Origin of the sequence: Paenibacillus sp. FSL H7-0442 (genome assembly GCF_038593105.1) — a bacterium.
Classification (GTDB): domain Bacteria; phylum Bacillota; class Bacilli; order Paenibacillales; family Paenibacillaceae; genus Paenibacillus; species Paenibacillus polymyxa_D.
Genome location: NZ_CP151963.1, coordinates 3,308,302 through 3,319,383, shown reverse-complemented (window position 1 = coordinate 3,319,383; position 11,082 = coordinate 3,308,302). Strand labels below are relative to the sequence as shown.

Here is an 11,082-nt window from a genome sequence, read left to right as displayed (position 1 = left end):
GAGGAGGTAGGGGCATGCAACCTAAACCGCATATTGTACATTTGCCAGTATATCAGCCCGGTAAACCGATTGAAGACGTAAAACGTGAGCTGGGACTCGATGAAGTCATCAAGCTCGCCTCGAATGAGAATCCGTATGGTAGCTCTCCTAAAGTATTGCAGGCCATTCAACAGGAGTTTGCTAACATTAGTGTATATCCTGACGGAAGTGCGGTAGCTTTGACACAGGCATTAGCTAAACGGACGGGTTTAAAAGAGGATCAGTTTATCTATGGCTGCGGATCTGACGAAATTATTGCGTTGATTACGCGTGCTTTCCTCCTTCCTGGGGAAGAAAGCATTATGGCCGATCAGACATTTTCCGTGTATAAAAGTAACGTGGAAATTGAGGGAGCGGTTGCAGTTGAGGTGCCTTTGCGTGACGGTGTACATGATTTGGATGCTATGCTGTCCCACATCAATGACCGTACAAAAATTATTTGGATCTGTAATCCAAATAATCCGACGGGCACGATTGTACCCGAAGCGGAGCTGATTTCGTTTTTGAACCAAGTACCAAAGCATATCATGGTTGTGCTGGATGAAGCTTACGCCGAGTTTGTGACGGATCGTTCTTATCCCGACGGCATTCGTTTGTTGCCAGTGTATGAAAATCTGGTTGTACTTCGCACCTTCTCCAAAATCTATGGCCTTGCTTCGCTACGCATTGGTTATGGTATGGGAGCTGAGTCAATTATTCGCTTGATAAATCAGGTTCGTGAACCGTTTAATACTTCACGGGTAGCACAGGCTGCGGCCATTGCTGCTTTGGAAGATCAGGAATTTGTTCAAGAATGCCGGGATCGTAATGCAGAGGGCAGAGCTTATTTGCAAAATGAGCTGAAGCGTCTGGGATTGGAGTCTTTCCCAGCACATGGTAATTTTATTATGCTGGACGTACGTCGTCCATCCGGTGAGGTATTCCAGGAGTTGCTTCGTAAAGGTGTGATTATTCGCGCAGGTCATCACAAATATCCGACATATATTAGAGTGTCCGTTGGATCACAACCGCAAAATGAGTTGTTTATTCGTGCGCTGGAACAGGTCCTGGGGGCGGAAGCGGCGAAAGTACGCCTATAATTTCCGCAGATGGGATTTGATAATTGATGAAGATTGCCATTTTCGGCGTGGGACTGATAGGTGGGTCCCTCGCACTTTGTTTTAAAGGGAAGCCGGATATTTCGGTTGTCGGCCATGCCCATCTCCCTGAACTGATGGAACCGATGTTAAGCCGTGGTGTCGTGGACACCGCGACTCTTTCGGTTGAAGAAGCGGCAGAGGATGCCGATTTTATTTTTTTATGCGTACCTGTGGGCTTATTGGAGTATTATCTCGAACTGTTAAGCAGGCTACCGCTTAAAGCGGGTTGTATTATCACCGATGTAGGCAGCACGAAATCGGCAATTGCCAAAAAAGCATCAGAAATTTCTTTGCGCAATGCTTACTTTATCGGTGGTCATCCGATGGCTGGTTCGGAGCGTTCCGGTGTAAAGGCTGCTTCCGCGTTGCTGTTTGAAAATGCATATTATGTGCTTTCCCCGGCAGAGGGTGTGCCTGAGGAAGCATACTGCTCGCTGGAACGTTTATTAAAATATACTAATGCTCATGTTGTGCGTGTCGAACCAGCTATGCACGATGACATTGTCGGTGCGATTAGCCATCTTCCGCACATTATTGCAGCAGCGCTGGTGAATCAGGTGCGAAAGCACAATGATGAAAATCCGTTGTACCGTACATTGGCTGCCGGTGGGTTCCGTGATATTACACGGATAGCCTCTAGTGATCCGGTTGTGTGGCGGGACATCTTACTGAGCAATCGTGAAGTTTTACTAGGTCTGTTGGAAGAATGGAACGGACAGATTGAGCGTTTTACCCATTTACTGAGAATACAAGACGGTGAGGGAATCGCTGACGAGTTTTTAACAGCTGGGCACTTCCGCAGTGAACTGCCAGAGCGTCGTAAAGGAGTCATCGTCTCTACGTTTGATCTGTATATTGATGTACCGGATACCCCAGGGATTATCGGGCGAATTGCTATGGAACTGGGGAATCACAGCATTAATCTGAGCAATATGCAAATCATCGAAAGCCGGGAGGATGTCCCAGGCATCATGCGGCTTTCCTTCCGTCAAGAGCAGGATTGGGAGCGTGCCAAGACACTGCTGGATTCGATGGGCTATAAAGTGGTGGTATAAAGGGTGAAGAAAGTATGAGTGTTCGTTAAAGGAGGGACTGCGCTCCGCGATTCATTTGATCTTACGATCGCTGTTGTCTGCGGATTTTCTGAATATATGTACAAAGGGGAAAATCCCGCAGGCAAAGGCGAGTGCTCCGCTTCTCCAGATTCAAATGAACCTCTACGCTATGGACCGCCTTAAAAGCACCACACTTTCTGGGAGTGAAGTAGTAAGAAAAGATCTAAAGCGGGTGAAGGTTCTCTTCGCTCGCTTTTTTGTTACTTGAAGAGGTAGTGGAGCTACGCGTTATTTTGTAATTACTATCTTTCTATACATACCGTTGAACATTATAGGTGCATCCTCTTTGATCCGCAGTTTTGTTTTTTGGGTTTCAAACAGTTCTTCAAAATTCAACCCTATATCGGTTCCTAACACCTTAATAACGGGCCTTATCGTTTTTTTGAATAATGAGGGCTTTTTTCCTTTAGGAGAAAACTTATCGAAAATAATAATTTCCCCGTCTTTTTTCAAAACCCGCACCATCTCATCGAAGCATTTATTTGCGTTAGGTACTACTGAGAGAATTAAACTTCCTACTACTATATCAAATTGCTCATCCATAAAATTCATTTGTTGAGCATCCATTTCCAAGAATTTTATGGATGTTTTGGCAAATTTATCTTTTGCTTTGTTAAGCATTTCAGGTGAATAATCTATGGCAGTAATATCCAGCCCGTAGTGATTTATTAATTCTAAATCTGCTCCAGTTCCTACACCTACAAAAAGTATTTTTTGCTCGCTATTAAATGACTTTTCTTGAAATATGATCTTTCTAGAATTGAGGAAGCTACCTGAATTGAAAAAGTTATCATAAATTGGAGACCAAATCTTATATACAGCCTTGTTCCACTTATTATTCATTTCCTGCCCCCTATCTATTGAAAAAATTAATTATATAATAATGTGTTTTAATAGGACAACCAAATAATTGGTGAAATATTGATGTATTTTATCAACCCACATATGGGGTAGGTGAGTAAGGTAAAGAGGAGTATTGGAAAACAAAAAAAAGACCACCCGGGTAAAGCCCCGGGTGGTAGCTACTTTTAGTGAAGTAGCTGAGTAGGATAGGAGTGGAGAGAAACCATACTGTACTTTTATTATATGTATACGTTTTCATTTTGTCAATATTTTTTTAAAGCGTTTTCTTTTTTTGTGTAATTATCCTTATTGGTTTATTTGATGGCACGCTTTCAGTAGGTTTGTCATTTAATCTTGAAAAAATTTAAAATCCATTGAAAAGCTGTATAAATGAATTAGTTGCCAGCGTTAGGGAGGCATTGATGGAAATCGTGGGGATTTTGGACTTTTTTACTGGCGGTCATTTTGTGGTACAATGGGTAAGTCCATTTTGTGGTACAATGGGTAAGTCCATTTTGGACGTTGAATATTGTTGGGGATAGCACCGTTAATGTTGGCACTACATAGGGTAAGAAAATAACAAATGTTCCCATGATGCTGTTTCATCCATTTGCGCAGAGGGCGCAACTTTTTTTGACCTGTTCGGTATATATAGACAGAATCGAACGGGAAAACAGCACATGTATGGGCGAGGAGGGTCTCACTCGGATGATGACAGATTCCCAGATGATTCAGGAAATCAAACAAGGTAATGTTGAGGTTTATTCAGAATTAATGAGGCGTCACCAACGTAAAATTTTAGCTTTTGTTTATCATATGCTGAAAAGTTCGAACCTGGAAATGATTGCTGAGGACTTATGCTCGGAGACGTTTTACAAAGCGTATCGGAGCCTGCACTCTTTTCGCGAGGTAGACGCATCGTTCTCCACTTGGTTATATACAATTGCACGCAATACGGTGCTAAGTGAGCTTCGCAAGCACCGTAGCGGTCAGGTTCCATTGGAGGAGAGCGGTTATGTACCGGTAGCTCCATCGGATGTAATTCCGGAGCAGGCTGTCCTTCGCGGTGAGAAGGTAGAGATGGTTCGTGAAGCGATCAATAGATTGCCTGAGAAGCAGCGATCTGCGCTGATTTTGCGTGAATATGAGCAATTAGATTATCAGGAGATTGCGACTATTTTAGGACAGACCGTCAGTGCGGTGAAGTCGTTGCTTTTCCGGGCAAGAACCAGTGTGAAGACGCAGTTGGAGCCTTATTTTTTTGAGCCTCTCTATGAGGAAAACGAAGGGATGAGCAGCCAATGAAATCCAGGGACACTGAGGATTTGTTCGCTACAGGCAAAAATGTATCGAAACAAGACTCGGAGCGCAGACGGGCCAAAAGCTCGTCTGCTGGGTGGGAACATGGTTCGGAAGAAAAAGAGTGGGATTTGTCAAAAGAAAATCGATCCGCTATTCGTGATATTTCCTTTGAAATAACAGATGATAAGCTAGAGGCCATGAATCGCAGAGTCATGGATCGAATTTATGAAGAATCACCGTGGCTTGTTCCGGGTGAGCATCGACGTGCGCGTGTGAACCCAGCAGCCCGTAAGTATATGTCTGTATGGATCGCTGGCTTCTTGGCCGTATTTTTATGCAGCTTTTTGTTTTTGAACTGGAATGGAAGCTCCTCTAAGGAAAATCCCCCTCAAGCAGCTCCTGTCATGGATACGGGTATTTTACCGACAGGCCTGTTGGAAACTACAAGTACATCTCCACAATATCAATACCACATTAAAGATGTGAATAGTGGCATTATGGACCCGCTGGTTGCTAGCATTGTTCCTACTTATCCGCAATACTGGATGCTGTTGTCTGTATTGGCACTTGCGCTTGCTTTATTTTCTCTGGGCTGGATCCATCGGACGAGAAGGGTCAGAAGTTAGCAGGACAGCTGGACTCCAATATGAATTCATAACAATGCCTGAATAACAAAACAGCGGAGGAAAAGACACGATGCTTATTGGCTTGATCAGACATGGATTGACGGATTGGAATGCGGTAGGGAAAATCCAGGGCCACAGTGATATTCCGTTAAATGAGGAAGGACGCCAGCAGGCACGCTTGCTTGCAGAACGATTAAAGAGAGAGTCTTATCATTGGGACGGGCTTATTACAAGTAGTCTCTCCAGAGCGAAAGAGACCGGGGAGATTATTGCTTCTGCTCTGCATCTTCCGTTGCTAGAATCTGATGATCGACTAAGAGAACGTGCTTATGGTCAGGTCGAGGGCATGACACAGGCCGAGCGTGAAGAGAAGTGGGGAGTCGACTGGCATCTGCTGGATCTAGGGCAGGAAAGCGATGCGGATCTTCAGCTTCGCGGGCTAGGTTTTATGGAGGCCATTTGGACGGAAAATCGGGACAAGAATCTGCTGGTCGTTTCCCACGGCGGTTTTTTGGCTAATTTGTATAAGGCTCTGTATCAGGAAAAATTCACGGAACGAATCGGCAATTTGTCACTTAGTATACTTCAGCGTGAGGATATGGATTGGGCACCACTTTTGTATAATTGCACGAAGCATTTGCAAGAGAAAAGTGACTGTAACTCAAAAAGTTAGTAAAAGACCACGGCTTCTACTCATCGTAGAAGTCGTGGTCTTTTTTGTTTTTTAATTATACCTTTGCAAAAAAAGAGGTTTAGAGTTTGAACAATCCGTCAAAGCTGTGGGTACAACAGGTAAGAATCAATTCCGGATGACAGTCCAGTGACGAGGCGATGGAACAATGAATCTGGCGGATATGCTGACATTTGCGGATATTGTGCATTTGAACAGAATCGCGGTGTATTACGATTGTGACTGTAAACCTAATTCCAAGCATGAGTTGATCCAGGGGATTTTGACGAAGCTCGGCAGCAGTAGTTTTTTTGAGGCGCAGGTCAAGGAGCTGAGGTTGTCAGAGGTAAGGTTTTTGAACGCACTGCTGTTCGATGACCGACCGTATTTCAGCATGGAGGAATTGATTGCAATAGCCAAACAGTCTGTTGAGGAGGACGAAAATCCTGGTGAGCGGCCAAGAGATATTGTGACCCGTCTGCGTTCTAGTGGCTGGTTGTTCAACGGTTCGACGCACAACACGAGGTATTTGTTCCAAATTCCGTTGGATATGAAGGAGCGCTTTCGACGTGTTATGGTACATGACTTCCAAAGCGGAATGACACGGGTAAGCGAACCGTCATCGTACCGGGATGAAGGGCATCTACTGGCAGAGGATTTACGGCTTTTCCTTCAATACATGGGGCAGCATGAGGTCCCGCTAAATCCCGAGGGGGCTTGGTATCGTCGCAATCAGCAGCAGCTGATGGAGCATTTGCACATTGCGGAGCCGCTTTTGGGTAAGGGAGGATGGCGTTTCGGGTATGGTTCCTCTTTTAAGTTTTATCCAGACCGAATGGCCCTACTGTATGATTATGCCCGTCACTCCAAGTACATCGAGGAGAAAGGGGACCAGGTTGTGCTGACAGCAAAGGGAGAAGCGCATCAGGAGCATACAATTGAGGAAGAAATGATACAGCTATTCAGGTTTTGGTTAAGACTGTATAAAGGAGCCGTTCCTAATTTGCTTTCTCTAGTCTACTGGATTGGAGAATGTGCCAGGCCGTGGACGTCCTCAGAGTCGCTTTTTGTACATATCGGCCCACTGATTCGACCGTTTTACTATGATACGCCCCGTTCGGTCTTTGATCAGAGAATTATACGAATGATGCTTCACTTGGGTATGCTTCGTCAGGGTGAACATCCGACGGGATCCTCTGTACAGATGACGGCCTGGGGGCTGAAGTTGGCGGGAGAGTGCCGCATTGGGCGGAAGGACTCGGGTATACGGCTCCATTGACAAGCAACACACATGTTGATAGAATTTCACCCAAAAAGAGAGGGTGAAGTTGATGCTGATTCACTATACCGGAAACATGCCACAGCTCCATTCATCTGTCTATGTGGCAGAAGGAGCAAAAATTGTCGGAAAAGTAACGATCGGCCAAGATTCCTCTGTATGGTTTAATGCCGTACTGCGCGGAGATATGGCGCCTATCATCATCGGTGAACGCTGCAATATTCAGGACGGTGTCGTGGGACATGTGAACACGGATCAGCCCCTGTTGCTGGCGGATGACATTTCGATAGGTCATGCTGCAATAATCCACGGTTGTACGGTAGGCAAAGGCACTTTAATCGGTATGGGGGCCATTGTACTCAACGGAGCGGAGCTTGGTGAATATGCTTTAATAGGAGCAGGGTCGGTCGTTACGGAAAATACCAAAATACCACCCTATACTCTTTCTCTCGGTACACCTGCCAAAGTGGTGCGCGAATTGACAGATGCAGATTTGCAGCGGATGTCACGAACGGCACTCAGCTATGTGGCGAAAGGAAAAGAATATAGGATCTCTTAAACTCATGTTGGAGGTGCATCCTATGGATAAAATGAAGGTTACTTATGAAGTAATGTTGGGCCTGTCTGCTGAAATGGTTTTGGACGAGGCATTACGTAAACACCGGAGTGAAAAACTCTACAAGGATATTGATGAGGCGCTAGCCTCCGGAGATGAAGTAGCTTTTCGTCATCTTACGGATGAGCTGAAAGCAATGAGTTAGAATAATCTTAGGAACCCTAAGTTGGATTTCAGACCAATTGTTAGTTCGAGATTATAATCATCAAACCTGACTGTAGCGGCGGTCAGGTTTTTTTGGTACGCTTGGATATGATATAGTTTTTGTAGGATGGGCCTGTACAAGGCAACCGTCGTATGAACGGAGGATGAAGGGCGTGTCGTTATCTTATTTGTGGAGCCGGTCGTTCTTGACGAGCCGGCCTTTTTTGTGGCTGCTGTTCTGGTGTAATCTGGTAGGAACAGTGTATGGGTACATATGGTATGGGGGGCAGTTGGAATATACTCTAAATTATCATCCGATGTGGCAGATTGTATTTGTGCCTGATAGTCCGACGGCGAGTCTGTTTTTTACGATCTCTATAGCATTTTTGCTCTATTCTCCGCGTCTCAAGAGCTTGAAGGTCATTCGACAGATCATGGAGGCGTTGGCTGTTGTCACGAGTGTAAAATATGGCATATGGGCTTCAGCTATTATTTTTTGGGGAGTTGCGCAGGGGGGACATATGATATGGCAGGATTGGATGCTGGTGGCATCTCACACGGCAATGGCGGTCGAAGCGTTACTGTTCGTGCGTTTTTTCACCTGCAAATGGACTGCTTTATGCCTAGCCGCACTCTGGACATTGTTAAATGATACGATGGATTATACATTTGGTATATATCCGTATCTTCCAAAGACGCTAATGGATAATGTACCGCAAGTGCGTGCGTTTACCTATATGCTAACCCTTGTCAGTATCGTAGCAGCATGGCTTGCCATGTTTGCGCGCAATCGAATGAGAGTAGAAGTGAAGAAATAGAAAGGAATCCGTGATGATCATAAAATAAGAAAGAGCTTTAATCATTTAGCTACACAAAGTTTTGGTTTTGATTTTGAAGAAAGTTCTAGTCCCGGTAACCTTGCCATACAGTAAGGTGAGGAGGGATGTCCCATGATTAGGGGTCAGACGTTTCAAATTACGATACGTATTGTTTCGAGTGTTGTATTATCTATGGTCCTGATGCTGTCCGTCTGCGTCCCTCCAGGTGTGGCAGAAGCGCGTGATCAATCAAAACCCATAGGAAATACAAAAGAAATTGAGGAACTGGATCATGCAGCTGCGATACTGTACCGGGATGTGATGGACGGGAACATTGAAAAAGCGCGCGCGGATGTAGCCGAGGTGAGTCGATGGTTTGGCACCGGACAGGTGCAGGCAGCGTTATCTGTAGAGGCCATTCATGCTTTGTCCGGCAGCATCCTTGAGGTGCAGCAAGCTACACAGTCCGTCCAAGTATCACCAGATGAGTGGGTGAAGGCTGCGGCCACTTTACGACTTGCGACAGATGCGCTTGCACATCCGCGTCAGCCCTTATGGCAGCAGTATTATAAGATTTTAAAAGAAGATGTTAGCGGTTTGAACAGCCAGTTTGCTAAAGGTAACATGAAGGGTTTCAAAGCTGGAGCCGCAGTGCTGGAGGACCATTATGAGACGATTCGTACAGCAGCATTGATACATGGCAGAACAAGTGAGGTTGTCCGGGCTGATTCATGGATTTCCTACGTCAAAGGATTGGGTGATCAGCAATACGCAGATGCCTTAGCCATTAGAGGGGCGTTGGATCAGGGAAATCCGACGTTTAATGCCTTGTTTGGACGTGAAAAAGACGCCACTGCACTGGCGCCATTTATCCCGCGTGAAAGTGAGCGCCGGGCAGAATTGGCAATCGGCATGATTGTTCTGCTGGCGCTGGTCTATGCAGGTTATCGTAAATATCGAGCTGGTTTCTCTGGATAACGATGCAAATTCGAACATTCGCGTCGTTGGCTGCTGAGCCATCCATATATGTTAGCCCATCGCCCGGATTTCCGGGCTATTCCTCTTTGAACCCCTCTCCATGTACATCATGCACATCCTGTATGATAATAAACGCCCGTGGATCAACCGATTTAACAATTTGGTGCAAACGTCGTATTTCCTGACGAGGCACGACACAATAGGCAACATGCTTGGCCTGCTTGGAAAATGCACCTACAGCCGGAATAATAGTAACTCCGCGATCCATGTCTCTAATAATAATATCCGCAATGTCCATCGTGTGGTCGCTGATAATCATAAAGGCTCTGGCGGAATAGGCGCCTTCTTGTATAAAATCAATAATCTTGGACGCGATGAACACGGCGACTAATGTATATAGAATTTTTTCTTTTGGTATGTAAAGTAGTGAAGCACCGATAATGACGATATCAATGACCAGCATAATCCTTCCCATACTCCAGCCAAACTTCCGGTTTAGAATACGAGCGATTATATCCGAGCCGCCCGTGGTGCCGCCAAAGCGGAACACAATACCTAATCCGGCCCCAAGCGTAACCCCCGCATATAATGAAGAAAGTATAAAATCGTGTTCAGTTTGAAATGTTCCCATCCATCCGAGATGAATCATTTTTTCATACAACCACAGAAAAAAAGTGAGCGACCCAATACCTACCCCTGTATATAGAATTTGCTTGCCCCCAAGCATTTTCCATCCAATTAAAAATAAAGGAATGTTCAGAAGCAATGTGGAGAGAGAGGGTGAAATCGAAAAAGCATAATTGAGCAGCAGGGTGATCCCAGTAATACCACCTTCCATCAGTTTACTGGGTATAATAAAATAAAGCAGACCGAATGCATAGATGGCGGTCCCGAGCACAATGGGTAAAATCATTTTAAGCTGTTCCATGGACTTGGATATCTTCATATAATCCCTCGCAGTAGCAGTTTAAGGAAGAACGACTTCATACTGATTTTGCTAATCGCAGCTCCTTATATGTAGTATACCTTTTTACGGTAGCTTTAAAAGACTGATGACAGTAAGTTGGGGTCGTAAGTTCACAATTAAAAAAAATTTGTTTTAAAATGTGCTTTACGATAACATATGAATAAACCTGCACATGGGGGGATTGCGTGTTTCATGGAAAAATCATTAGATGAAATTCAACGTGAGGTAGACCAGTATATATCTCAATTTAAGGAAGGGTATTTTAGCCCTTTAGCGATGTTGGCCCGGATGTCTGAGGAAGTCGGGGAACTGGCGAGGGAAGTCAATCACTCCTTTGGCGAGAAACCGAAAAAAACGGATGAGGCGGACAATTCCATTGAGCTGGAGCTGGGGGACATTTTGTTCATCACCATCTGCTTTGCGAACTCGCTAGGTATAAATTTGACCGAGGCACATGATAAGGTTATGCATAAATTTAACACGCGTGATGCGAATCGTTGGACCAAAAAGGACACCGATTAGGCGCTTTGTACATATGCTGTACCA

Annotated in this window: 13 protein-coding genes; 11 read left to right on the top strand and 2 right to left on the bottom strand. The window is 45.0% G+C overall.

Features of this window, described 5'->3' with window-relative positions; all coding sequences use genetic code 11:
- The first annotated feature begins 14 nt into the window (after positions 1-14).
- Together hisC and MHH57_RS14460 are read left to right on the top strand one after the other, a co-directional pair.
- A complete protein-coding gene (gene hisC / locus MHH57_RS14465; protein WP_342434249.1) occupies positions 15-1,118 on the top strand; it encodes a histidinol-phosphate transaminase in 1,104 nt (367 codons plus the stop codon).
- A gap of 26 nt (positions 1,119-1,144) precedes the next feature.
- Positions 1,145-2,233 carry a prephenate dehydrogenase gene (locus MHH57_RS14460; protein WP_069012433.1) on the top strand — a complete coding sequence of 363 codons (1,089 nt, stop codon included), beginning with the start codon at positions 1,145-1,147 and terminating at the stop codon, positions 2,231-2,233.
- A 288-nt stretch (positions 2,234-2,521) separates the two neighbouring features.
- On the opposite strand, the gene MHH57_RS14455 is transcribed toward MHH57_RS14460, so the two are convergent.
- On the bottom strand, positions 2,522-3,136 hold the full coding sequence (locus MHH57_RS14455; RefSeq protein WP_029517349.1) for a class I SAM-dependent methyltransferase: 615 nt from the start codon (positions 3,134-3,136) through the stop codon (positions 2,522-2,524).
- Positions 3,137-3,844: 708 nt separating this feature from the next.
- Here MHH57_RS14455 and MHH57_RS14450 point away from each other — a divergent pair.
- The 8 genes from MHH57_RS14450 (at position 3,845) to MHH57_RS14415 (ending at position 9,569) form a co-directional block, all read left to right on the top strand.
- A complete protein-coding gene (locus MHH57_RS14450) occupies positions 3,845-4,441 on the top strand; it encodes an RNA polymerase sigma factor (protein WP_013310707.1) in 597 nt (198 codons plus the stop codon).
- Complete coding sequence (locus MHH57_RS14445) at positions 4,438-5,064, top strand: hypothetical protein (protein WP_029517350.1); 627 nt, start codon at positions 4,438-4,440, stop codon at positions 5,062-5,064. The genes MHH57_RS14450 and MHH57_RS14445 overlap by 4 nt, the downstream gene beginning before the upstream one ends.
- A 70-nt stretch (positions 5,065-5,134) precedes the next feature.
- Positions 5,135-5,737, top strand: coding sequence for a histidine phosphatase family protein (locus MHH57_RS14440; protein ID WP_029517351.1), 603 nt, complete (start codon positions 5,135-5,137; stop codon positions 5,735-5,737).
- 166 nt (positions 5,738-5,903) lie between these two features.
- Positions 5,904-7,013, top strand: a complete 1,110-nt coding sequence (locus MHH57_RS14435; protein ID WP_342434248.1) for a hypothetical protein — start codon at positions 5,904-5,906, stop codon at positions 7,011-7,013.
- Positions 7,014-7,065: 52 nt separating this feature from the next.
- Positions 7,066-7,572, top strand: coding sequence for a gamma carbonic anhydrase family protein (locus tag MHH57_RS14430; RefSeq protein ID WP_039271101.1), 507 nt, complete (start codon positions 7,066-7,068; stop codon positions 7,570-7,572).
- A gap of 22 nt (positions 7,573-7,594) precedes the next feature.
- Positions 7,595-7,774, top strand: coding sequence for an IDEAL domain-containing protein (locus tag MHH57_RS14425; protein WP_013371655.1), 180 nt, complete (start codon positions 7,595-7,597; stop codon positions 7,772-7,774).
- A 172-nt stretch (positions 7,775-7,946) separates the two neighbouring features.
- Positions 7,947-8,591 (top strand): DUF1405 domain-containing protein, encoded by a 645-nt coding sequence (locus tag MHH57_RS14420; RefSeq protein ID WP_342434247.1) that lies wholly within the window; start codon positions 7,947-7,949, stop codon positions 8,589-8,591.
- 132 nt (positions 8,592-8,723) lie between these two features.
- On the top strand, positions 8,724-9,569 hold the full coding sequence (locus tag MHH57_RS14415; protein WP_318627165.1) for a sporulation protein YpjB: 846 nt from the start codon (positions 8,724-8,726) through the stop codon (positions 9,567-9,569).
- 76 nt (positions 9,570-9,645) lie between these two features.
- Here the strand turns inward: MHH57_RS14415 and MHH57_RS14410 are convergent, their stop codons facing one another.
- Positions 9,646-10,515, bottom strand: coding sequence for a YitT family protein (locus MHH57_RS14410; RefSeq protein ID WP_029517356.1), 870 nt, complete (start codon positions 10,513-10,515; stop codon positions 9,646-9,648).
- A 213-nt stretch (positions 10,516-10,728) separates the two neighbouring features.
- Here MHH57_RS14410 and MHH57_RS14405 point away from each other — a divergent pair, with 213 nt between their 5' ends.
- On the top strand, positions 10,729-11,058 hold the full coding sequence (locus tag MHH57_RS14405; RefSeq protein WP_029517357.1) for a nucleotide pyrophosphohydrolase: 330 nt from the start codon (positions 10,729-10,731) through the stop codon (positions 11,056-11,058).
- Positions 11,059-11,082: the final 24 nt, after the last annotated feature.